Raw genomic sequence first — 22,121 nt, 5'->3', positions numbered from 1 at the left:
GCACCTAACCGAGAGCCGCCTCCATCGCCTGCCGAATGTGTTCCGGGCTAAACCCGCGCCGGCCGAGCGCGCCATAGAGGCGCCGGCGCTTCTTCTCTTCCTCCAGGCCAGCCATCGATGCCGCCTTCTTGCGAGCAAACGCGATGGCCGCCGCCAGCTCATCCTCCACCGTTATCTGCTCCAGCGCCCGCTGGGCCAGCTCACCCTCCACGCCCTTGGCGCGCAGTTCCTGGGCAAGCACGCGCCGTGTGGTCACCTTCCCCTCGAACTTCGAACGCACGTACATGTACGCAAAGCGCTCGTCATCCACAAGTCCCGCGTCCACGAACGCCTGGAGCGTTGCCTGCGCGATCTCATCGGGCACGAGGTTGCGTTCCATCGCATCACGGAGCTGCCGGCGCGAGCGCTCCTGCGCCGCGAGCAGCCGGTAGCACAGGTTGCGGGCGTAGACGTGCCAGTCCTCTTCGTTGCGGGCCGCCGCCCGCGCAGCCCGGCGCTCCACGAAGTCGCGCCGGCGCCGCGGGCGGGGGTCCTCAGAGTAGTCGACCACTACTCATCAACCTCAGCCATCTCCTCCTCGGTGGCCGCGCCTTCGCCCACCCCGAGCTGGGCCTTGACCTTAACCTCGATCTCCTCGGATATCTCCGGATTGTCCTTGAGAAACTGGCGCACCTTCTCCTTGCCCTGGCCCAACTGGTCACCCTCATAGGTGTACCAGGAACCGGACTTGCGGATGACGCCGGCATCCACCGCCATGTCGATGATGCCGCCCTCCTTCGAGATGCCCTGGCCGTAGAGGATGTCGAACTCGGCCTGCTTGAATGGCGGGGCCATCTTGTTCTTCACCACCTTCACGCGCGTGCGGTTGCCCACCGGCATCGAGCCTTCCTTCAAGGTCTCAATGCGGCGCACGTCCAGGCGCACCGAGGAGTAGAACTTGAGGGCGCGCCCGCCCGTGGTGGTTTCCGGGTTGCCGTAGAAGACGCCGATCTTCTCACGCAGTTGGTTGATGAAGATCGCGGTGGTGCCCGAGGCGGACAGAGCGCCCGTAAGCTTACGTAGCGCCTGGGACATGAGCCGGGCCTGGAGGCCGACGTGCGAATCGCCCATGTCGCCCTCAATCTCGGCCTTCGGCACGAGCGCCGCCACCGAGTCAACGACGATGATGTCCAGCGCACCTGAACGGATCAGCATGTCCGCGATCTCAAGCGCCTGTTCGCCCGTATCGGGCTGGGAGACGATGAGCGCGTCCGTATCCACGCCGAGCTTCTTGGCATATTCCGGATCTAACGCGTGTTCGGCGTCGATAAAGGCGGCAATACCGCCAGCCGCCTGCGCGGAGGCAACCGCGTGCAGGGCCACGGTGGTTTTACCCGAGGACTCCGGGCCGTAGATCTCAACGATTCGACCCCGCGGGAGGCCGCCGATGCCGAGTGCGACATCGAGTGCGAGCGAGCCGGTGGGGATCACCTTCACGCGCACCTCCGGCGCGTCCCCGAGGCGCATTGCCGATCCCTTACCAAATTGACGATCGATCTGCCCGAGCGCGGTTGCCAGTGCCTTTTCGCGATCGGCGGTTTCCTTCTTTGCCATGTTTTTCCTCACGTATTGGGGCCGTGTGGGCCGGTTGATAGAACAGGTCTTTTTTGGTGTGCGCCCTCCCCGAGCGCCATACCAGCAACGATATGCCCGACCTCCGACATTCTTTTTCTGCACCCCCTGAAATTGGGGTTAGGTGTGCGAAACGAGTTGCCGTGGATAACTTTAGCCGAACATTCGTTCGAGATGGCAAGCTCCCCCGCGTGTCGCGCACAACAAAAGGGGCGACCCCGCAGGATCGCCCCTCTCATTGCTATTTGCTTTTCCTATGCAGGTATTCGTAGGACTCCGGCAGGTCCATCGCCACGCGCAAGGCGTGCCACACCTCCTGCGGATCGGTGTCCGCGATCGCCTCCGCCGCCGGCCGCGACCCCAGTTCCGGGATCACGAGGTCATGTGCGAGGGCGAGGCCACGCACATTCGGAAACGCCCGCTCAACAACCTCCCAAAATTCGGAGTGCCTCATCGAGTGGGCGCGAGCTCACCGGCGAGGAGGGCCTCGGCAGTATCCGGGATGCGAACCCCGGCCGCGCGCGCCGCCTGCATCTTGCGCACCATCGGCGGGGTGCGGCCCTCGGCCACGTCGATGCGGTCAGCAACGAGGCGCAGCACGTGGCTCATGGGGACATTCAACGCGCGGCAGATCGAGTGCAGCAGCTCCGAAGATGCTTCCTTCTGCCCACGCTCAACTTCCGACAGGTAACCGAGGGAGACTCGCGCGCCTGACGACACCTCGCGCAGGGTGCGCCCCTGACGCTGGCGGTAATCCCGCAGGACATCCCCCAGTTCGCGGCGGAACAGGACGGTCTCAGTGCGGGTGGCTTCATTCATCATGTCTACTCTCATTCTGCTAGTAGCCTTCACTCATGGCTAACTTCGCGTCTTGAGAAGATATTCCCATTCGAAGCTGAAAGTTCCCTGAGAGGCTCGTTGGAGTTTACCGCTACTTTGCACTTGCGCGTTCGATTATCCCCAGGGCTTCCAAAACGGCGGCGTTGCGCACCTCATCGCGGTTTCCCGCGAAGTGAAACAGCTCCGACGTCGTGCCCTGCGGCGTGCGAATGCCGATCCACACGGTCCCGGCCTCGTGCCCGTCCGCGCTTCCAGGCCCGGCGACGCCCGTGGTGGCCACGGCGTAGTCGGCGTCGAAAAGTTTGGCCACGCCCGCAGCCATCTGCTCGGCGACGACGCCGTCCACCGGTCCCGTCTCCTCCAGCCGCGCCCGGCTCACCCCGAGGATGACAGCTTTCGCTTCGCTCGCATAGGCGACGACGCCGCCCTGGAAGCACGCCGAGGCCCCCGGCACGGAGACGATGGCCGACGCCACGCGCCCGCCGGTCAAGGATTCGGCCACCGCGATGGTCCTCCCCCGCTCCGTCAGCGAGGCGATGAGGGCGGGGAGGTGGGTGACGGCGTCAGTCCTCGCCAATGTTGCGCGCCTCCCGGATGTATTCGACCGCCGAGGTCAGCGCGAAGAAGAGCGCGATCGCGATGAGCCCGTAGGACATCCACATGATCGCGGTGGCGAGTGCGGAGGGGAGGAACGAGTACCACGGGATGATGAGCATACCCGCGCCCACCGACTGTGCCATCATCTTGATCTTGCCGCCGCGGCCCGCGGACATCACCTTCTTCTTCACCACCACCATGCGCATGATGGTGATGCCGGCCTCACGCACGATGAACACGATCGTCACCCACCACCACAGGATCCCGTGCGCCGAAAGCATGACGAGGGCGGAGATGATCAGGAACTTGTCCGCGATCGAGTCGGCGAGCTTGCCGAAGTTCGTGATCAGGCCGCGGCTGCGGGCCAGGTGCCCGTCGAGCTTGTCGGTGAAGGCGGCGAGTGCGAAGATCGCCCAGGACAGCCAGCTGCGAGCAGGCGTGGGGTCAAGAAACGCCCAGATGAAGACGGGCACCAGCACGAGCCGGAGTACCGTCAATGCGTTTGCGATGTTGACCAAAGGTACCTGACGTTTCTCTTCCACTCCTCTACTGTAGATCATGTCCACGTTAAATAAAGCTCACTGGAGGCCGCGTTGAAAAAGCCCGTCACACTCGCCGCACTGACGATCGTGCTCGCCCTCGGCGCGTGTAGCGACTCAACAGGCTCCGCCTCCTCGCCCACGACGCCGTCTGGCCCGTCCACGTCCAACGCTCCGGCCATGCCCACCCCGACGCCGAGCCCGACGCCGACCGCGGACCCGGAGTACTTCACGGTCAGTTCGGGCGGGGACATCCTTTTGCACCTGTCGGTCAACGAGGCGGCCCGGATCGCCGGGGAGACCTACGACTACACCCCGTACTACGCCCCGATCAAGGATTACATCGCGAACTCGGACGTGGCGATCTGCGCGCTTGAGATCCCGATCGTCGGCCCGGATCAGATGCCCTCGAACTACCCCAACTTCGGCGCGCCTTACGACCTGGCGGCGTCACTTGCCGAGATCGGCTTCGACGGTTGTGCGTTCGCCACCAACCACACGATGGACCGCGGCTTTGGCGGGGTGGAGACCACGATCGAGGCGCTGTCCGGCGCGGGGATGGGCTGGGCCGGCGCGGCCCGAACCCAGGACGAGGCCGAGCAGATTCAGTTCTACACGGTCGAGGGCGTCAACCACACGGTGAAGATTGCCCACATCTCGGCCACCACGCTCACCAACGGCATCCCGATCCCGGACGATCACCCCTATTCGTGGAACGTGGTGGGTGAGCTCGGCTCCCCCGTCGAGACGGTGGTGGAGGACGCTAAGCGGGCGCGCGAGCTCGGGGCTGACATCGTCATCGTCTCCATGCACTGGGGAACCGAGTACGTCTCCGAACCCATCGCCGAACAGGTCGATATCGCCCAGCTCCTGGCCGACTCCGGCGAGGTCGACCTCGTCTTCGGCAACCACTCTCACGTCCCCGAACCGCTCGCCAAACTCCCGGGCGGCCCCACCGGGGACGGCATGTGGGTGGTCTACTCGATGGGCAACCAGATCTCGGGCCAGACGGTGGAAAACCACGGCTACCGCGTCACCACGGGCCTCATCACCACCGCCACGATCGAGGCAAACGACGACGGGGCGGCCGTCGTCGACTTCGACTGGATGGCCGTCACCCAGGACCGGCGCGCCGGCGAAAAGCTACACCCGCTCCTGCCTCTCACGCTCGGCGAATATCCCGAGGACCTGCGCCTGTCGGCCCAGGAGATCGCTGGGCGGGCCGAAGTGACCTACCCCGTTATGGAAACCTCCGGGCCCGAGCGCACCGCTCCGCCCGAGGCCACGGGGGCCACGGCCACCAGCTCACGCGAGTAGCTAGTCGCGGCCGGTGAGCTGCCAGGCGTCCTCGTCCGGGTCATCCTCTTCCGGCTCGTAGGCGAGTGGGTCGGTGGCGTAGCGGTCGTTGTTGAGGACGACCGTGCGGTCGGCTGGCACGTCCTCGCTCGCCCCGTCCTCGTCCAGGTCCACGCCCGCACCCGCCTCCCCGTTGGCATACGGGCGGGATTCGGCGTCGGGTTCGCGGGCCACGTCGGCGTCGCCGAAGTCGGCGTCGGCGTAACGGTCCTCGCCCTCGGGATCGTGAAGGGAGACGTCCTCGCCGCGGATCATCGCGAGCACAGTGGGCAGCTGTTCGGGGGTGGCGAGCACCTCGCGTGCCTTCGAGCCCTCCGAGGGGCCGACCACCTCGCGGGCCTCGAGCAGGTCCATCATGCGGCCCGCCTTGGCAAAGCCGATGCGGAGCTTGCGCTGGAGCATGGAGGTCGAGCCGAACTGGGTGGTGACCACGAGCTCGGCGGCCTGGAGAAGGATGTCGAGGTCGTCACCGATCTCCTCGTCGATCACGCGCTTTTCAGCCTTGGGGATCACGTCCTCGCGGTAGACCGGCTGCATCTGGACCTTGACGTGCTTGACCACGGCCGCGATCTCGTCCTCCGTGACCCACGCGCCCTGCACGCGCATCGGTTTCGACGCGCCCGACGGCATGAAGAGCGCGTCACCCATGCCGATAAGCTTCTCGGCGCCCGAGGAGTCGAGGATCACGCGGGAGTCAGCGAGCGAGGACGTCATGAACGCCAGGCGCGAGGGGATGTTCGCCTTGATCAGGCCCGTCACCACGTCCACCGACGGGCGCTGGGTGGCCAGCACCAGGTGGATGCCCGCGGCGCGCGCGAGCTGGGTGATGCGCTGAATCGAGGCCTCCACGTCGCGCGGGGCCACCATCATCATGTCCGCCAGCTCGTCAACCACCACCAGCAGGTAGGGGTAGGGCTGTAGCTTGCGCTCGGAGCCCGGGGGCGCGGTGACTTTGCCGGAGCGGACGGCGTCGTTGAAGTCGTCGATGTGCTTAAAACCGTAGTGGGACAGGTCGTCGTAGCGCTGGTCCATCTCCCGCACCACCCACTCGAGGGCCTCGGCGGCCTTCTTGGGGTTGGTGATGATCGGGGTGATGAGGTGCGGGATACCGGCGTAGATCGTGAGCTCCACGCGCTTGGGGTCCACGAGGATCATGCGCACCTCCTCCGGGGTGGCGCGCATCATGATCGAGGTGATCATCGAGTTGATGAACGACGACTTACCGGCACCCGTGGCGCCCGCCACCAGCAGGTGCGGCATCTTGGCTAAGTTCGCGACCACGAACTGCCCGCCCACGTTCTTGCCCACGGCGACGACGAGCGGGTGGGTCTGCTTGCGGGCCACAGGGCTGCGCAGCACGTCGCCCACCATGACGGTCTCCCGGTCCGTATTCGGGATCTCGATGCCGATAGCGGACTTGCCGGGGATCGGCGACAGGATGCGAACGTCCGCCGACGCCACCGCATAGGCGATATTCTTCGACAGCGAGGTGATGCGATCGACCTTGACGCCCGGGCCGAGCTCCACCTCATACTGGGTGACCGTGGGGCCGCGCGAGAAGCCGACCACCTCGGCGTCCACGGAGAACTCGCTGAAGACACGGGTGAGGGCCTCGACCACCGTGTCGTTCGCGGCGGAGCGTTCCACACCCGGAGGGCCCTCGAGCAGCAGGTCGGCGGCCGGCAGGGTGTAGGTGATGTTGGACGATAGCTCTAACTGCTCGACGCGCGGCGGCAGCGGCTCGGGCTTCGGGGCCTTCTTCACTATCTTCCGGGCCGGGCGCGACGGCGTGGGCTCGGGCTCGGGCTCGGGGGCACTGCCCTCAGCGGCCACGACGGTCTCTGCCTCCGAGGCATCGTCGGCGGCGGATTCGATGGTGGCCACCTTCGTCGCCTCGACCTCGGCGGCCGGCTTCTTTCCTCGCCGCACGCGCGAACGCACCGGCTCGGTCAGGGCGACGGTGGGGGCGTCGTCGTCGGCACGGTCCAGGCGAGCCTCGCGGCGGCCCTTGACCCAATCGATGATGTCGCGCACCGAGGTGTTGAGCGAGAACAGCATGGCGTACACGCCGAGCAACACGAGGAGCGGGACGGCACCCCAGACCGACACGAGCAGGGCGAGTAGCCCGCCGGAGACCAGGCCGACGATGCCGCCCGCGCTCTCCAGGCCTCCAAATCCATCCGAGATCGCCGGCTGGCCCATCGACACGTGAAGAATACCCGTGATCGAGATAGTGAGCAGGGCAAGGCCGATGACGAAGCGCCGGTTCGTGTTGCCCACCGATCGGCGGAAGAGCTTGACCGCGACGCCGATCAGCATGATGGGCACGAAGATGGACAACGCGCCGACCACGCCGGCTGTGGCGTGATGGATGATGTCGCCGAGCAGGCCAGACAGGGAGAACCACTCGCGAAGCGCCACGATGATCGCGAGCGCGAGCATGATGAAGGCAAGCCCCTCGTAGCTGCGCTGCGCCTCTTCCGCGGGCTTGGGTTGCCGTGAATTGACGGGCTTATTCGTCCGAGCCATGTCCCCTCTTTCGTGCATGAATCATCTTGAGCCTAACGGCCCTACCCGAGCGGTGCCCACAGGCGCGCGCAAACGTGGCGTAAATGTGACTTGTTGCCACCCCCGTGATCGGATTGACTAGACTCGAAGCCATGACTGTCTCTGTGAGCATCCCCCAGCCCGAGTTCCGCGCCCTCGTGGAGAGCTACCCCGGGGAGGTGGAGATTGTCGAGTGGAATATCAAGAGCCCCGCGCCGCAGCGCCACATCGACATGGTCCTCACCCCGTTCGTCACGTACAAGCCCGACTTCCGCTTCCTTGAGGGGATGGACGCCTCCCTCATTCAGACCACGTCGATCGGTTTTGACCAGGTGATTGGCCACGTGGGCGACATCCCGCTGGCGAACGCCGCCACGGTTCATGAGACCGCCACCGCGGAGCTCACGCTCGGCCTGCTGCTCGTCATGCAGCGCCAGCTCCAGCGGGCCGTGCGCTCCCAGGACGCCGGCCACTGGGACCTCTTCTTCGCTCCCGGCCTGGCCGACAAGAAGGTCCTCCTCATCGGCTACGGCGGGGTGGGCAAGGCGATCGCCTCGCGCCTGGAGCCGTTCGAGGTGGAGCTGGTCCGGGCGGCGTCGTCGCGCCGCGAGGACGAGCTCGGCACGATCTACGGCCCCGAGGACCTGCCGGGCCTGCTGCCCCAGATGGACATCGTCATCGTCATCGTCCCCGGCGCGGCCTCCACGAATAACATGGTGGACGAGGCGTTCCTCGCCTCGATGAAGGACGGCGCCCTGCTGGTCAACATGGCGCGCGGGGCGGTGGCCGACACCGACGCGCTAGTGCGCCACGCGGACCGGCTGCGGATCGCGTTCGACGTCGTCAACCCCGAGCCACTGCCGGAGGGGCACCCGCTCTACACGCACCCGAACGTGTTCTTCACCCCGCACGTGGGCGGGTACTCGGACGCGCTGTGGCCGCGCCTGGAGGCGCTTCTCCACCGGCAGATCGCCCACTTGGAGAAGGGCGAGCCGGTGGAGAACCGCGTGAACTAGGCTTCGATGACGGTGGGGATGATCATCGGCTTGCGGCGCAACTTGCGAGCCACCCACCGTCCCACCACGCGGCGCATCGCCTGCTGCATCTGGTAGGTGGTGGCCGACGCGTTCGCGATCGACTCGTCGAGCGCCGTGCGCACGTCGGGCAGGATCTCCTCGAACACCGAATCGTCCTCGGCCATGCCGCGCGCCTGGATGTGCGGGCCAGTGAGGACCTTGCGCTCCTGGGCGTCAATGACGGCGAAGATCGCGATGAAGCCTTCCTCGCCCAGCGTGCGGCGGTCAGTCAGCTCGGCCTCCCCGATCTCGCCCACCGAGGAGCCGTCCACGTACACGTACCCGCACGGCACTTCGCCCACGATCGAGCAGTGCCCGTCGATCATGTCGATCACCGAGCCGTCCTCGGCCAGGATCACGTTCTCCGCCGGCACGCCCGTCTTGACCGCGATGGCGCCGTTGGCCACGAGGTGGCGGACCTCACCGTGGACCGGCATGGCGTACTCGGGCTCGAGGATGTTGTAGCAGTACAGCAGCTCGCCCTCGGCAGCGTGCCCGGACACGTGCACTTTCGCATTGCCCTGGTGGACCACCTTCGCTCCCAGCTTGGTCAGGCCGTTGATGAGGCGGAACACCGAGTTCTCGTTGCCCGGGATGAGCGAGGAGGCGAAGATGACCGTGTCGCTCGGGCCCACCGTGATCGACTTGTGGTTTCCGGAGGCGATGCGCGAGAGCACGGCCATCGGCTCACCCTGGGATCCGGTGGACATGTAGACGATCTCGTCGTCGGGAAGCGAATCGGCGTGCTTGAGGTCGATCAGCGTGTCCTCGGGGACGGACAGGTAGCCCAGCTCCTCGGCGATCCCCATGTTGCGCACCATCGAGCGCCCCACGAAGCACACCTTGCGCTCGTACTTGTAGGCGGCGTCGAGCACCTGCTGAACGCGGTGGACGTGCGAGGAGAAGGAAGCCACCACGATCTTGCCGCGCGCCTGGGCGAACACGGACTCGATGACCGGGCCGATGTTCGCCTCCGACGGCACGAAGCCGGGGACCTCGGCGTTCGTGGAGTCGCACATGAACAGGTCCACGCCCTCCTCGCCAACGCGGGCGAAGGAACGCAGGTCGGTGATCCGCCCATCGAGCGGCAGCTGGTCCATCTTGAAGTCGCCCGTGTGAAGGACCGTGCCCGCGTTCGTGCGGATAAACACGGCCAGCGCGTCCGGGATCGAGTGGTTGACCGCGATGAACTCGCACTCGAAGTTGCCGAGGTTTTCGATGTCACCCTCCTCGACCACATGCGTGTAGGGCTTGATGCGGTGCTCAGCCAGCTTGGCCTCGACCAGTGCGATGGTCAGCTGCGAGCCGATAATCGGGATGTCCTCGCGCAGGCGCAGCAGGTAGGGCACGCCGCCGATGTGATCCTCGTGTCCGTGGGTGAGGATGATCGCGTCGATCTGGTGGAGGCGATCCTTGATGTAGTCGAAATCCGGCAGGATCAGGTCCACGCCCGGCTGGGACTCTTCGGGGAAGAGCACGCCACAGTCGACCACGATCATGCGCCCGTCAATCTCGAAGACGGTCATGTTGCGCCCGATCTCGCCAATCCCGCCCAGCGGGACGATGCGGAGGGTGCCGTTCTTAATGGATGGGGGAAGCTTCGTCTTAGTCACCCCACCATTGTCGCATGTTTGGGCGCGGCTTGCTTTCACAGGTGGCGACGCGCTGCGTCACGACGCCGTCCACCCGGCTTGCGGTCCGAGCACCCGGTTTGCACGGGGCCGGGTAGGCTGCCCGACCTGCCGCTTCTGGTTGGCGGCCGGCTACTCGATGAAGCCCTCGGCGCGCAGGGCAGTGCGGAGATTGGCAAGCTCGGCATCGGAGGCACCCACGAGCGGCAGGCGCACGGTGGCCGAGTCCAGCACGCCGATCATCTTGAGGGCCTCCTTGGCCATGACGGCCCCCTGGCCCCCGCCCATGATCGCGTCGATGATGGTGGACTGCTTGGAGAACTCGGCACGCGCGGCCGGCAGATCCCCGGCATCGACTTCGGTGACGAGCGCACGGAGCCCGGAGGCGATGAGGTGGCCGGCCACCGACACCACGCCGGAGGCTCCGTGGGCGAGCCAGGCGAAGTTGAGCGAGTCGTCGCCCGAGTAGTACTCGAGGCCCGTGCGGGTGATGCGCTCAAAACCCTGGGGCACGTTGCCGGTGGCGTCCTTGACCGCCTTGATCTGCGGGTGCTCCGCCAGACGGTCGAGCGTGGCATCCGAGATCGCCACGCCGGTGCGGCCGGGAATGTCATAGACCATGACAGGCAGGTCGGTGGCCTCGGCCACCGCCACGATGTGCTGGTAGACCCCGTCCTGAGAGGGACGGTTGTAGTAAGGGGAGACGACGAGCAGGCCGTCCGCGCCCGATTCCTGGGCGCCCTTCGCGATGCGCACGGCGTGTGCCGTGTCGTTCGAGCCCGCTCCCGCCACGATCATCGCCCGGCCCGCAACCGCAACCTTGACCTCGCGCACCAGCTCGTTCTTCTCCGGCTGGTGGGTGGTGGGCGATTCGCCCGTGGTACCGGACAGGACGAGGGCGTCGCACCCGTCGTCAACCAGCTTGCACGCCACCTTGCACGCGCTGTCGATGTCAATCGAGCCGTCCGGGTGAAACGGCGTGACCATGGCGACGGAGACGGAACCGAAGGAACGCGAAGGAGTATTCATGGCACTACCCTATACGGCGCTCCCCCATTCCGGCTCAGCTTTCGTCATCTGGACGTTTCCCTGACACAATGGCGGGGTGAACGTTGTGAAATCCGTGCGCCCCGCCCGACCCTCCGACGCGCTCGCCATCGCCCAGGTCCAGCGCGAGGCCATGTTGGAGGCAATCTCAGCCGGCCTCGACCACCGTGCTGGCCCCATGGTCGGCGCACAGCTCGAGATCGGCTCGCTTGCCGCCGCTTGGCAGGCCACGATCGAGGACCTGCCCTCCGATCGTCACCACGTGCTCGTGGCCGTAGCCGGAGACGAGGTGGAGGGCTTCGCCGCTGTCGCCCCCTCCCCCGCCGTTATCCTCAAGGGCGACGACGAATCCGGGCGCGACGCCGAAAGCGGGCGGCCGCGGGTCGCCTATGAGATCACGAACTTCTCCGTGCCGTTGCGCATGGCAAGCGCCGGCCACGATGCCCGCCTGCTCGCCGCCATCACAGACATCTGCACGGATGCCACCGAGCTCCACACATGGGCGATCGCCGGCCATGACCAGTTCACCCACTTCCTAGACGCCTCCGGCTTCGCCCCGCGCCCCCTGCGCCGGCACGCAGAGGTGGACGGGGAGGAAATCCGCGAGCACCTGTGGTGGACCACCCTCGAACGAGACGCCGACTAGTGCGCTAGTCGAGCAGGGCCCGCAGCTCGGCGGCGGACAGCTTGCCGTCCGCCGCGCCGTCCTCGCTCAGCACCCCGAGCAGCCGGCGCTTTTGATCCTGGAGGTCCACCACCTTTTCCTCGATCGTGCCCTCCGCCACCAGACGGTAGACGTGGACTGGGCGGGTCTGGCCGATGCGGTGCGCGCGGTCCACGGCCTGTTCCTCGGCCGCTGGGTTCCACCACGGGTCGGTGAGGATCGCGTAGTCCGCCATCGTGAGGTTTAGCCCCGTGCCGCCCGCCTTGAGCGAGATAAGGAAGACCGGCGCCTCCCCCGCGGCGAAACGTTTGATGAGGCCCGGGCGCCCGCGCGTGGACCCGTCCAGGTACAGGTAGGGGATCCCCGCCTCATCCAGCCGCTCGGCCACCAGTTTGAGGAAGCGCGTGAACTGGGAAAACACCAGTGCCGAGTGATGCTCGGCCACCAGGCTCTCCAGCAGGGGAAGCAGCTCATCCAGCTTGGAGGCCGGCGCGGCCGAGTCCCCGTCCGCCAGGCGCGGGTCGATCGCCAGCTGGCGCAGGCGCGTCAGCGACGACAGGATCTCGATCCGGTCCTCCTCCGACAGCCCGAGCACCCGCTGGCGCTCCTTTTCCAACTGCACATCATACATTCGCCGGTGGGATCCCTTGAGCTCCACGCGCAACACCTGCTCCTGCTTGGGCGGCAGGTCCAGGCTCACGGACTGCTTCGTGCGCCGCAGAAGGAACGGGCCGATGCGCCGGCGCAGCGTCGCCATGAGCTCCTCGCCCCCGCCGTCCGGGCTGGAGGCGGCCTTCTCGATCGGCTTGCGGTAGGCATCATTGAACTTTTCCGCCGAGCCCAGCAGGCCCGGGGCGGTGAGGGAGAACATCGCCCACAGCTCCCCCAAGTTGTTCTCGATCGGCGTGCCCGTCACGGCGAAGACCGTGGCCGCCCCCAGGCTTGCCGCCACCGCAAACCCCTTCGACTTGGCGTTCTTCACGTTCTGCGCCTCGTCCAGCACCAGGCCCGTGATCCCAAGCGCCCGGTAATCGTCCGCCTCCAGCCGCATGAGGGTGTAGGAAGTCACCACGACGTCCGCGCCGCTCACCTCATCGGCCAGGCGGGTGCCCCGAATACGTTCGGTCGAATCGATGCCCACCACCTTCAGCGTCGGTGCGAAGCGCTCGGCCTCACTCACCCAGTTGCCCACCACCGAGGTGGGAGCCACCACCAGCCACGGCGAGCCGGGGTTACGCTCGCGGTCACGCAAAATCATCGCCAGGACCTGGACTGTCTTGCCCAGGCCCATGTCGTCGGCCAGCACGCCGCCCAGCCCCGCGTCACGCAGCTGGCTCAGCCAGCCAAAGCCCACCTCCTGGTAGGGGCGCAGTGTGGCATTCAGCGTATCTGGCACGGTGGCCGGCTCCGGTTCGGGGGCATTGCGCACTGCCTCCAGCCAGCGGTTCGCGGAAGCATTCACGATCCCCAGGTCGAGCAGGTCTTGCCACCAGGACTGCCGGATCTTCGGCACTCGCAGCTCCGAGCGCCGAGCGTCGCCCAGCAGACGCGCCTCCTCTATGAGCGCGCGCAACCTTGCAAGATCCGGGCTGTCGAGGTCCACGTACGAGCCGCCCACATAGGTGAAGCGTTGCCCCACGGCCAGCGCGCCCAGCAGCTCGCGTAGCTCGACCGGCTGCCCATCCACGAGCACCCGCATCCGCAGGTCCAGCCAGTCACGCGATTCGTCCACGTCCAGGTCTACCTGAACATCCTCGGCCCGGCGGAACGTGGGGGTATCCTGGACGACCTCCACGCCGATCGCGGCCAGTTCGCTGGCCAGCTCATCCAGGGCCAGGAGCTGCTCGCCCCGGAGTTTGATCCAGCCCAGCCGCTCGCCCATCATCGCCGGGCACACCCGCGCCACCACGTCGCTCGCCTCGCTCCGAATCGCCTGCTCGGCCTCCGCGTTCCGCCCGGGCCCGGGCGGACTCCACAGCGGATAGGTGCTGATCACGTGCCCACGCTTGTCCTGGTAGGCCCACTCCCAGTTCGCGGTCACCACGGGCAACCGCTCGCCCGAGGAGGTGAGGGTGAGGCGCAAAACCGGCTCGGGCGGCAAGGGCAGCTCGTACCCGTCCGTCTTGATCATCCCAGTCACGCGCAACGCCGGGAGGAAATCCCGCTCGAAGTCATCCTGTTCGGAGGTGGGGACGCGGACGTCCTTGCGGCGCAGGTAACTCCATTCCTCGCTTGCCACCGGCTCGAGGAAGGCCATGTGGAGCTTGCCGTCATCCCAAAACACCAGTTGGCTCGGCTTGCCGATAAGTAGGAAGTCCTTCGGATCGCTTGGATGGTTGAGCGCCGCCGTGACGTCGATGAAATCGCCCGTGTCCGTCAGATTAATCGTGGGAACGGCCGGCTCCGGCTCGATAATAATCGGCAGCTTCGTCACCGTGTCGACGAGTTCAACACCAGCGTCGATGCAGCCCTTGAGGTAGTACCCAAGGAGCGGAGAGTGCAGCATCGTCATTGACAGCGGCTCGCGCATCCCGAACAGGCCGCCCGAGCCCAGCTCACACGCCATGAGGAAGTCGCGCACCGCCCGCACCTGGCGCGGATCAAATTCGCGCCCGATCCCCTCCCGGAGGTTGGACAGCGAAATGCCCGTCTTGATCCACGTGTCCCGCTTGCCCTTCCGCATCGAATGCATCTCGAGCCTGCCGGTGGTCTGCTGCTTCCATATGGGAAGGCTCGACATAGGAACACGCGGCGCCGTGAAGGTAAACCCGAGCGCGATGGGATCTTGCCCCGTGGCTTCGAGACCCAGCATGTTGGTCAGCGCCCTGCGCCAGCCCGAGTTCGCGTCAGTGCGAGGACGGCTCACCTGCGAGGCGGTCATGAGCGACGGCGGCACGAGCTTAAGCGCCGTGAGCGTGGCGCTCACGCAGTGCTTACAGTTGTACCCCACCGGGCAGGTACACCGGCCGGAGAAATGGACGAATTCCTCCCCCTCCAGCTCGTATTCGATCCATTCGGTGTAGATCTCCCCGTTCGAGCCGCTAGAGATCGCCTCGATGTCCTCATCACTTGCCGACGTGACGGACGATTGACCGCGCAGGGCATACACGAGGCCCCGCGCGAACGAGCCCGAGTCAACGAAACGTTCGAGCCCGCCGTAGTTCATAGATTCAACAGCGACTCAAGGCCGTACGTCAGCCCCGGGCGGCCCGCCACCTCGCGCACCGCGAGCAGCACGCCGGGCATGAAGGACTCTCGCCCGAACGAATCCTGGCGGATCGTCAGCTGCTCGCCCGGGTTACCCAGCAAGATCTCCTCATGGGCGTACAGGCCGCGCAGGCGGACGGCGTGAACATGCACCCCGTCGATCTGCCCGCCGCGGGTGCCGAGCGGATCGGATTGCGTGGCATCCGGACTTGCCAGCCCCGCCTCCTTGCGCACAGCCCCAATGCGCTGCGCGCTGGTGGTGGCCGTGCCCGACGGCGCATCCACCTTGTCCGGGTGGTGCAGCTCGATCACCTCTACCGACTCGAACATTGCCGCCGCCTTCTCCGCAAACGACATAGCCAACACCGCCGACAGCGCGTAATTGGGCGCAATGATCGCGTTCTTCCCCACACGCACCGCGTGTTCGCGCACCGCCTCTAGGCGCTCCTCCGTCCACCCCGTGGTGCCCACCACCACGTGCGATCCCGCATCGAGGATCGCGTGCACGTTCGCGTCCGTAGCGCTCGGCACCGTAAATTCAACGACGACGTCCGCCCCCGCCAGCGATTCGGCCGTGATCGGATCGCCCGCGTCCAGGCGCGCCACGAGATCGTGGCCGGCCCCTTCGACAGCCTCGCACACTGACCTACCCATGCGCCCTGCGGCGCCAACAACTGCAACCTTCATCTTATCCTCCTCTCCCCCAAGTCTAAGACCCGGGTCCGACAATCATGAGCGATCTCGGCGAGCGGGCGATATCGCGGGCCAGCTCCTGGATCTGCTCCGCAGTGACGGCGCGCGCCTGGGCAAGTACTTCGTCGAGCGAACGCAGACGCCCGAACAGTTCGGACGTGCCGAGCCGGGAGCGCCGAAACGAGTTGCTCTCCGCGGAAAAGACGAGGCGGGCCCGGCGTTGGCGGAAGGCGATATCGACCTCGCGCTCGCTCACACCGCTGTCCGCGATGTCATGCAGGCACTCGGTCATGATCTCTGCCACCGCCTGCGTGTGGGAGGGCGAGCACAGCGCCTCCATCGCAACCAGGCCACCCTCAAGGTAGCCGGCCTGCCAGGCATAGGTGGCATAGGCCAGCCCGCGCCGCTCGCGCACTTCCTGGAAGAGCCGCGAGGACTGGCCGCCGCCCAGGATCGTCTCGAGCGCAGTGAGGATCTCCTCCCGCTCGTCCAGGAGCGGCAGCCCGGGGTATCCGACCACCACGGAGGACTGGCGCCCTGGGCGCTCCGCGAAGCCCTCACCCCCGGCCGTATACCGAATGTCCGCTCCGCGGCGGCGCGGTTCCGGCGCCCGCTCGGCCAGGTCCCACCCCGCCTCGCGCAGCTCCTTGGTCAGCAGGGCAACAAGCCGATCGTGGTCCACCTCCCCCGCGGCGGTCACGATGAGCTCTCCGGCATGGTAGTTGTCCCGGTAGTGGCCCACCATGTGCTCATGGTCGAGCGCCTCCACCGTCTCGAACGTTCCACCGATCGGCCGCGCCAGCGGGTGGGTGCCCATGACGAGCTCCAGGATGGCATCGGACGCGACGTCGGACACGTCGTCGTCGGCAGCGGCGAGCTCCTCGAGGATGACGCCGCGCTCGAGCTCCATGTCGGATCGGTCGAGGCGCGAGTTGCAGAACATGTCCACGAGGAGATTCAGCAATTCAGGCAGGTCGCCGGCGAAGACGTGGCCGTAGTAGCAGGTATACAGGCGGGCCGTGGCGGCGTTCATCGTACCGCCCAGCGCGTCGCCCAGGGCCGAGATCTCCGCGGCCGACCTTGTGTGCGTGCCCTTGAAGAGCAAGTGCTCAAGGAAGTGTGTGGATCCTTCAGCGTCCCGGGCCTCGTCGCGCGACCCGGCTCCTACCAAGAAACCGAGCGCCACCGACTTCTGCCCCGGCACGTGCTGGGTAAGCACGCGGATGCCGCTGGGGAGGAGGGTGCGCTGGGTGGGGATGCCGTCGTCGTCGAATGCGAGAGTGCCCGGAAGATCCAGTGGTAGTTGTAGCGCCATAAGATAGCCCATCTTACTTTTTTCGTCTCAACCACACCACCTGTCGCAACGGGCTTGCCCACGCGTTGGTGAGCTCTCTGGTCACAGATTTACAATCCGTAACGAAAGCATCTACTGAGGATTACGCATGCACGCACATTTTATTCCCTGGCCCACGCTTCCCCAGACCCCGCAGGGTCGGCCGCGCGCCGGAGCCCTCGTCACCACGTTCGCCGACGCAAGCACATCCATCCAGTGGTTCGACCCGGACATCCTGTTCTATTTCCAAGTCTGGGACCGCCTCGATGGCGCTGGCGGCAGCCGCCTCGAACCCGACATCTGCTTAAACGACAACGGCGATATATCTGTCGCAACCCTGCATACGCCGTGGGTCGAAGATAACATCCTGGGCCGATATTCAGTTCGCGACGGTCGATGGATCGACGAGCCAGATGGCCCGTGGGCCGAGTTCACTCGCCGCGCCTGTTCTGCCTTGGCCGAAGGCTTGCGTGCACCCAAAGTGGACCTGCCAGAAGGTAGAGTGTCCATCGTCGCAGTGCACAACTACCTCACGATTCATGTCAACTCTGGCGGAACGATGTATCGTCTGCTCGAGCGCGAGGTTCCCCGCGATGACGAATACGAGCCAATCTATCGACTCTTCGGCGTGCTGAGCGACGATTATCCCGTTCTCAGCCACGCCACCGCGGTCCTCCGGGATGACCGGTGGACCTACTGGGCACCCGGCACCGACGCCTACACCAACCCCAATGGAACACCTTCCCCCGCCTGGCTCGGTCTCGTCTCAGCCGCGTTTTGGAAGTTGTCGCAGTCTTCGTAGACCCTGGAGAGATAAGGGCGAGGGGCCAGCCCCTGCGGACCGGCCCCTCACCCATCTACCGATTACTCGTCAGCGGACTCCTCCGAGTCGCTTTCTTCGCGGGTGCGAGTGCGACGGCGACGACGCTCGCCGCCACGCTTCTCGCCATCCTCGCGGCGGTTACGGCGACGCGGGCGATCCTCTTCTTCCTTCGCGCTCTGCTCGGCCTCAGCGGCCAGCTGCTCGTCGGTGAGGACCGCGTGGAGCGAGAGCTTGCCACGCTGATCGATCTCGGCCAGCTCGACCTCGACCTTGTCGCCAACGTTGAGCACGTCCTCCACGGCGTCGATGCGCTTGCCACCGACCAGTCGGCGGACCTGCGAGATGTGCAGGAGGCCGTCCTTGCCCGGGGCCAGCGAGATGAACGCACCGAAGGTGGTGGTCTTGACCACCGTGCCCACGAAACGCTCGCCCACTTCCGGCATCTGCGGATCGGCGATCGCGCTGATGGTCTGGCGGGCGGCCTCGGCCGACGGGCCGTCGTTCGCGCCGATGTAGACCGTGCCGTCGTCCTCGATCGAGATCTCCGCTCCCGTGTCCTCCTGGATCTGGTTGATCATCTTGCCCTTCGGGCCGATGACCTCGCCGATCTTGTCCACCGGGATCTTGATGGAAATGATGCGCGGGGCGGTCTCCGCCATCTCGTCCGGGGCCGGGGCGGCTTCCTCGATGAGGTCGAGGATCGCGAGGCGGGCCTCGTGAGCCTGGGTGAGCGCCTGGGCGAGGACCGCGGCCGGGATGCCGTCCAGCTTGGTGTCAAGCTGGAGGGCCGTCACCATGTCACGCGTGCCAGCCACCTTGAAGTCCATGTCGCCAAGCGCGTCCTCGGCGCCGAGGATGTCGGTAAGCGCAACGTAGCGCTGCTCGCCCTCAACCACGCCGGAGATCAGGCCCATGGCGATACCGGCAACCGGAGCCTTGAGCGGCACACCCGCGTTGAGGAGCGACAGGGTGGAGGCACAAACCGAGCCCATCGACGTCGAACCGTTGGAGCCGAGAGCCTCAGAAACCTGGCGGATCGCGTAGGGGAAGTCCTCGCGCGCGGGCAGGACCGGGACCAGGGCGCGCTCGGCGAGCATGCCGTGGCCGATCTCGCGGCGCTTGGGCGAGCCCACGCGGCCCGTCTCACCGGTCGAGTACGGCGGGAAATTGTAGTGGTGCATGTAGCGCTTGGCCGTGACCGGCGAGAGGTTGTCCAGCTGCTGCTCCATCTTGAGCATGTTGAGGGTGGTCACGCCCAGGATCTGGGTCTCGCCACGCTGGAACAGGGCCGAGCCGTGAACGCGCGGAAGCACCTCGGTCTCGGCCGTGATGGTGCGGATCTGTGCCGGGGCACGCCCGTCCATACGCACGCCTTCGGTGAGGACGCGGTAGCGCATCTCCTCCTTCCAGTGCTGGTTCACAGCCAGGGTGAGGGCCTGCTCGCGGTCCTCGAAGCGGTCGGACAGCTCGGAGACGATGGTCTCGGTCAGCTCGTTGAGGGCGTCGTCGCGCTCGTGCTTGTCCACGATGCCCCACAGGGCCTCGAAGCGGCCGTTGATCTGCTGGCCAACAGCCTCGAACTCCTCGTCCTCGTACGGCAGGAAGCGCGGCAGGTCAAGCTCTTCCTTCTCCACCTGCTCGGCGAGCTTGAGCTGCGCCTCGCACAGGGTGCGGATGAAGGGCTTGGCGGCCTCGAGGCCCTCGGCAACCGAGGTCTCGGTGGGCTTCGTGCCGCCCTTGGCCACGTTGTCCAGCGCCTCATCGCCAGCCTCGGCCTCGACCATCATAACGGCGATGTCGTCGCCAACAATACGGCCGGCCACCACCATGATGAACGTGGCATCCGGAAGCTCGGAGTAGCGCGGGAAGGCCACCCACTGGCCGTCGATGAGGGCCAAGCGCACGGCACCAATCGGGCCCGAGAACGGCAGGCCGGAAATCTGGGTGGACATCGAGGCGGCGTTCATGGCGACGACGTCGTAGGCGTCATCCGGGTGAACCGTGAGCACGGTGGCCACGATCTGAACCTCGTTACGCAGGCCCTTGGCGAACGCCGGGCGCAGCGGGCGGTCGATGAGGCGGCAGGCCAGGATCGCGTCGGTGGACGGGCGGCCCTCGCGGCGGAAGAACGAGCCGGGGATGCGGCCGGCCGCGTACTGGCGCTCTTCGACATCAACGGTCAGCGGGAAGAAATCGAACTGTTCCCTCGGCTGAGAGGAGACGGCGGTGGCGGACAGGATGGTCGTCTCGCCGTCGAGGTAAGCAAGTGCCGAGCCGGCAGCCTGGCGGGCAAGCAGGCCGGTCTCGAAACGAACGGTACGGGTGCCGAACGAGCCGTTGTCAATAACGGCTTCGGCGAACTTCACGTCTGGACCCTCCATGGATCTCCTTTTCATCTGCCCGCGGTCATCGATTGTCATTGACGCTTTCGTGAGCGGCAACCACAACCGAGGACCGACGGGGATAACTTCTTCTACGTTCGCCCACCAGGCGGTGAGACGAACAATCGGCCCGCTCCATGGGGAGCGAGCCGATCGGGCGTCTAGCGGCGCAGGCCGAGACGCTTAATCAGCGAACGGTAGCGCTCGATGTCTTCGTTCTGAAGATACGTCAGAAGACGCTTGCGCTTACCGATGAGGAGCATCAGGCCGCGGCGCGAATGGTGATCGTGCTTGTGGGTGCGGAAGTGCTCCGTGAGTTCAGAAATACGAGCCGAGAGCAGAGCGATCTGCACTTCGGGAGAGCCGGTATCGCCCTCATGAGTCGCGTATTCCTTAATGATGTCGTCCTTACGCTCCTTGGACAGAGCCATACGATTCTCCTTCTACTCGTTGCGCGGAGCCTGGGGCATGTTCTCCCAAGCGATGACGCTCCGCGGCCGATCGAACGGCTTAGCTAGTCTAGCACGGCGCGCAATCACGCCTCCGTGGCCGCATGGGTGATATGCGCCTCTGTCAGTTAGCGGGCCGTGACGTCCTTCGGGTCCACCCTGTGCGAGACCGGCACGCCGAGGATCTCCGCGCTCTTGCGCAGATCGTCATCCATCTGGGCCTGCAGCTGTTCCACCGAGTCCATCTTCATCATTGGGCGCACGTAATCTACGAAGTCGATCGCGATCTCCTCCCCGTACAAGTTCAGGTCGGCGCGCCCGAGCACATGGGCCTCCACCGTGCGCTCCTCGCCGTCGAACTGGGGGTTCGTGCCGATCGAGATCGCGGCGGGAAGGTGGACTGTCGCCGTCGATCCCTTCACCTGCCGCACCACCCAGCCAGCGTAGACGCCGTCACGCGGCACCTCCCCCACGCCCGAGCCGGGCAGGTTCGCCGTGGGGAATCCGAGCTCGCGCCCGCGCTTGAAGCCGTGCTGGACGATCCCGCGCAGCCGGTGTGGCCGGCCGAGGATCTTCGCGGCCTTACGCACGTTGCCCGCCTCGAGCAACTCGCGCACCCACGTGGAGGAATAGCGCCTGCCGGACGGCCCGCCCAGGTCGTCGATGAGCGTCACGTCGATCCGGCCCTCGCCGTACTCGACCAGGAACTGCCCGTCCCCGGCGTTGCCCTTGCCGAAGCGCACGTCCTCGCCGACGACGACGGCCACCGCCTTCAGCTTCCCGATCAGCTCCTCGTCCACGAAGGCCTTAGGGGTCGTCTCGGCGTAGTCGAGGTCGTACTTTTGCACGACGACGCCGTCCAGGCCTGCCGCCTCCAGCATATTGAGACGGTCCTCGAGGGTTGAGATGAGCGGGAGGTCGACGTCGGGACGGTGGACGTGGCTGGGGTGGGGGTCAAAAGTGAGCGCCACGGAGGCAACGCCGCGCTCGCTAGCCTGCTCCACGGTCTGGGCGAGAATCTCGTGGTGTCCGCGGTGGACGCCGTCGAAGATACCGATGGTCACAACCGAGGGGCCGAGGTCGTAATCCTCGGCCGAGTGAAACACCTTCACTGCCCGCGCAATCCGAGCTGCATCCGGCCCTCGGAACGATCGTCTGGGGCGCCCGCGGGGGTGTTAGCCGTGCGCACGCCGTGGTGCTTACCCTTGCCACCGCAACCGCAGCCGCCACGGCCCTGCCCGTGCCCGTGGCCGCCGCACCCGCAGCCGCCACGGCCGTGGCCGTGTCCTTCGTGGCCCTTGCCACCGCATCCACATTGTTCACTCAT

The 22,121-nt window shown here is 66.2% G+C and carries 20 protein-coding genes; 4 read left to right on the top strand and 16 right to left on the bottom strand.

The window, feature by feature from the left end:
- Nucleotides 1–4 precede the first annotated feature (4 nt).
- The 6 genes from QPC17_RS03255 to pgsA all read right to left on the bottom strand — a co-directional run bounded on the left by QPC17_RS03255 (nt 5) and on the right by pgsA (nt 3,590).
- Nucleotides 5–550: a regulatory protein RecX gene (locus QPC17_RS03255; protein WP_083200508.1), complete on the bottom strand. Its 546-nt coding sequence runs from the start codon at nt 548–550 to the stop codon at nt 5–7.
- Nucleotides 550–1,593, bottom strand: coding sequence for a recombinase RecA (gene recA / locus QPC17_RS03250; RefSeq protein WP_062612136.1), 1,044 nt, complete (start codon nt 1,591–1,593; stop codon nt 550–552). Before recA ends, QPC17_RS03255 begins: the two co-directional genes overlap by 1 nt.
- Nucleotides 1,594–1,852: 259 nt before the next feature.
- A complete protein-coding gene (locus QPC17_RS03245) occupies nt 1,853–2,065 on the bottom strand; it encodes a DUF3046 domain-containing protein (protein WP_070445401.1) in 213 nt (70 codons plus the stop codon).
- Entirely contained in the window at nt 2,062–2,433 is a 372-nt protein-coding gene (locus tag QPC17_RS03240; protein WP_276786553.1) for a helix-turn-helix domain-containing protein, read from the bottom strand. Before QPC17_RS03240 ends, QPC17_RS03245 begins: the two co-directional genes overlap by 4 nt.
- Nucleotides 2,434–2,542: 109 nt before the next feature.
- Complete coding sequence (locus QPC17_RS03235; RefSeq protein ID WP_070445404.1) at nt 2,543–3,028, bottom strand: CinA family protein; 486 nt, start codon at nt 3,026–3,028, stop codon at nt 2,543–2,545.
- Nucleotides 3,015–3,590: a CDP-diacylglycerol--glycerol-3-phosphate 3-phosphatidyltransferase gene (gene pgsA, locus QPC17_RS03230; RefSeq protein WP_236698624.1), complete on the bottom strand. Its 576-nt coding sequence runs from the start codon at nt 3,588–3,590 to the stop codon at nt 3,015–3,017. The genes QPC17_RS03235 and pgsA overlap by 14 nt, the downstream gene beginning before the upstream one ends.
- A 51-nt stretch (nt 3,591–3,641) precedes the next feature.
- On the opposite strand from pgsA, the gene QPC17_RS03225 reads away from it, so the two are divergent.
- Nucleotides 3,642–4,904: a CapA family protein gene (locus tag QPC17_RS03225; protein ID WP_285347460.1), complete on the top strand. Its 1,263-nt coding sequence runs from the start codon at nt 3,642–3,644 to the stop codon at nt 4,902–4,904.
- On the opposite strand, the gene QPC17_RS03220 is transcribed toward QPC17_RS03225, so the two are convergent.
- Complete coding sequence (locus tag QPC17_RS03220; protein ID WP_285347459.1) at nt 4,905–7,472, bottom strand: FtsK/SpoIIIE family DNA translocase; 2,568 nt, start codon at nt 7,470–7,472, stop codon at nt 4,905–4,907.
- Nucleotides 7,473–7,603: 131 nt separating this feature from the next.
- Here QPC17_RS03220 and QPC17_RS03215 point away from each other — a divergent pair, with 131 nt between their 5' ends.
- Entirely contained in the window at nt 7,604–8,506 is a 903-nt protein-coding gene (locus QPC17_RS03215) for a 2-hydroxyacid dehydrogenase (protein WP_062612124.1), read from the top strand.
- On the opposite strand, the gene QPC17_RS03210 is transcribed toward QPC17_RS03215, so the two are convergent.
- Nucleotides 8,503–10,092 (bottom strand): ribonuclease J, encoded by a 1,590-nt coding sequence (locus tag QPC17_RS03210; protein WP_236698636.1) that lies wholly within the window; start codon nt 10,090–10,092, stop codon nt 8,503–8,505. The genes QPC17_RS03215 and QPC17_RS03210 overlap by 4 nt on opposite strands.
- 237 nt (nt 10,093–10,329) lie before the next feature.
- Complete coding sequence (gene dapA / locus QPC17_RS03205; RefSeq protein ID WP_068538411.1) at nt 10,330–11,226, bottom strand: 4-hydroxy-tetrahydrodipicolinate synthase; 897 nt, start codon at nt 11,224–11,226, stop codon at nt 10,330–10,332.
- A 76-nt stretch (nt 11,227–11,302) separates the two neighbouring features.
- On the opposite strand from dapA, the gene QPC17_RS03200 reads away from it, so the two are divergent.
- Nucleotides 11,303–11,890: a GNAT family N-acetyltransferase gene (locus QPC17_RS03200; RefSeq protein WP_068538412.1), complete on the top strand. Its 588-nt coding sequence runs from the start codon at nt 11,303–11,305 to the stop codon at nt 11,888–11,890.
- A gap of 4 nt (nt 11,891–11,894) precedes the next feature.
- Here the strand turns inward: QPC17_RS03200 and QPC17_RS03195 are convergent, their stop codons facing one another.
- Genes QPC17_RS03195 through QPC17_RS03185 form a run of 3 tightly spaced genes read right to left on the bottom strand, consistent with a single transcriptional unit; the run spans nt 11,895 to nt 17,123 of the window.
- Complete coding sequence (locus tag QPC17_RS03195; protein WP_070448284.1) at nt 11,895–15,074, bottom strand: SNF2-related protein; 3,180 nt, start codon at nt 15,072–15,074, stop codon at nt 11,895–11,897.
- The gene (dapB, locus tag QPC17_RS03190) at nt 15,071–15,802 is read right to left on the bottom strand and encodes a 4-hydroxy-tetrahydrodipicolinate reductase (protein ID WP_068538414.1); all 732 of its coding nucleotides are present in this window, start codon (nt 15,800–15,802) and stop codon (nt 15,071–15,073) included. Before dapB ends, QPC17_RS03195 begins: the two co-directional genes overlap by 4 nt.
- Nucleotides 15,803–15,824: 22 nt before the next feature.
- A complete protein-coding gene (locus tag QPC17_RS03185; protein WP_082661080.1) occupies nt 15,825–17,123 on the bottom strand; it encodes a M16 family metallopeptidase in 1,299 nt (432 codons plus the stop codon).
- A gap of 127 nt (nt 17,124–17,250) precedes the next feature.
- On the opposite strand from QPC17_RS03185, the gene QPC17_RS03180 reads away from it, so the two are divergent.
- Nucleotides 17,251–17,943, top strand: coding sequence for a hypothetical protein (locus QPC17_RS03180; protein ID WP_062612111.1), 693 nt, complete (start codon nt 17,251–17,253; stop codon nt 17,941–17,943).
- Nucleotides 17,944–18,005: 62 nt separating this feature from the next.
- Here the strand turns inward: QPC17_RS03180 and QPC17_RS03175 are convergent, their stop codons facing one another.
- The 4 genes from QPC17_RS03175 to QPC17_RS03160 all read right to left on the bottom strand — a co-directional run bounded on the left by QPC17_RS03175 (nt 18,006) and on the right by QPC17_RS03160 (nt 22,121).
- Nucleotides 18,006–20,345, bottom strand: coding sequence for a polyribonucleotide nucleotidyltransferase (locus QPC17_RS03175; RefSeq protein ID WP_285347458.1), 2,340 nt, complete (start codon nt 20,343–20,345; stop codon nt 18,006–18,008).
- 161 nt (nt 20,346–20,506) lie between these two features.
- A complete protein-coding gene (gene rpsO, locus QPC17_RS03170) occupies nt 20,507–20,776 on the bottom strand; it encodes a 30S ribosomal protein S15 (protein ID WP_062612106.1) in 270 nt (89 codons plus the stop codon).
- A 146-nt stretch (nt 20,777–20,922) separates the two neighbouring features.
- Nucleotides 20,923–21,906: a bifunctional riboflavin kinase/FAD synthetase gene (locus tag QPC17_RS03165; RefSeq protein WP_068538415.1), complete on the bottom strand. Its 984-nt coding sequence runs from the start codon at nt 21,904–21,906 to the stop codon at nt 20,923–20,925.
- Nucleotides 21,903–22,121, bottom strand: a complete 219-nt coding sequence (locus QPC17_RS03160; RefSeq protein WP_083200509.1) for a hypothetical protein — start codon at nt 22,119–22,121, stop codon at nt 21,903–21,905. Before QPC17_RS03160 ends, QPC17_RS03165 begins: the two co-directional genes overlap by 4 nt.

The organism is Trueperella bernardiae, assembly GCF_030246965.1.
Lineage (GTDB): Bacteria > Actinomycetota > Actinomycetes > Actinomycetales > Actinomycetaceae > Trueperella > Trueperella bernardiae.
The sequence above is the reverse complement of the archived record's forward strand: the minus strand, read 5'-3'. Positions and strand labels throughout refer to the sequence as shown.

Excerpts from the sequence above, each read along its gene's own strand:
- recA (WP_062612136.1), bottom strand. The coding sequence starts at position 1,593 with ATGGCAAAGAAGGAAACCGCCGATCGCGAAAAGGCACTGGCAACCGCG.
- QPC17_RS03245 (WP_070445401.1), bottom strand. The coding sequence starts at position 2,065 with ATGAGGCACTCCGAATTTTGGGAGGTTGTTGAGCGGGCGTTTCCGAAT.
- QPC17_RS03240 (WP_276786553.1), bottom strand. The coding sequence starts at position 2,433 with ATGATGAATGAAGCCACCCGCACTGAGACCGTCCTGTTCCGCCGCGAA.
- QPC17_RS03220 (WP_285347459.1), bottom strand. The coding sequence starts at position 7,472 with ATGGCTCGGACGAATAAGCCCGTCAATTCACGGCAACCCAAGCCCGCG.
- QPC17_RS03215 (WP_062612124.1), top strand. The coding sequence starts at position 7,604 with ATGACTGTCTCTGTGAGCATCCCCCAGCCCGAGTTCCGCGCCCTCGTG.
- QPC17_RS03210 (WP_236698636.1), bottom strand. The coding sequence starts at position 10,092 with ATGACCGTCTTCGAGATTGACGGGCGCATGATCGTGGTCGACTGTGGC.
- dapA (WP_068538411.1), bottom strand. The coding sequence starts at position 11,226 with ATGAATACTCCTTCGCGTTCCTTCGGTTCCGTCTCCGTCGCCATGGTC.
- QPC17_RS03195 (WP_070448284.1), bottom strand. The coding sequence starts at position 15,074 with ATGAACTACGGCGGGCTCGAACGTTTCGTTGACTCGGGCTCGTTCGCG.
- dapB (WP_068538414.1), bottom strand. The coding sequence starts at position 15,802 with ATGAAGGTTGCAGTTGTTGGCGCCGCAGGGCGCATGGGTAGGTCAGTG.
- QPC17_RS03185 (WP_082661080.1), bottom strand. The coding sequence starts at position 17,123 with ATGGCGCTACAACTACCACTGGATCTTCCGGGCACTCTCGCATTCGAC.
- QPC17_RS03180 (WP_062612111.1), top strand. The coding sequence starts at position 17,251 with ATGCACGCACATTTTATTCCCTGGCCCACGCTTCCCCAGACCCCGCAG.
- QPC17_RS03175 (WP_285347458.1), bottom strand. The coding sequence starts at position 20,345 with ATGGAGGGTCCAGACGTGAAGTTCGCCGAAGCCGTTATTGACAACGGC.
- rpsO (WP_062612106.1), bottom strand. The coding sequence starts at position 20,776 with ATGGCTCTGTCCAAGGAGCGTAAGGACGACATCATTAAGGAATACGCG.
- QPC17_RS03160 (WP_083200509.1), bottom strand. The coding sequence starts at position 22,121 with ATGAGTGAACAATGTGGATGCGGTGGCAAGGGCCACGAAGGACACGGC.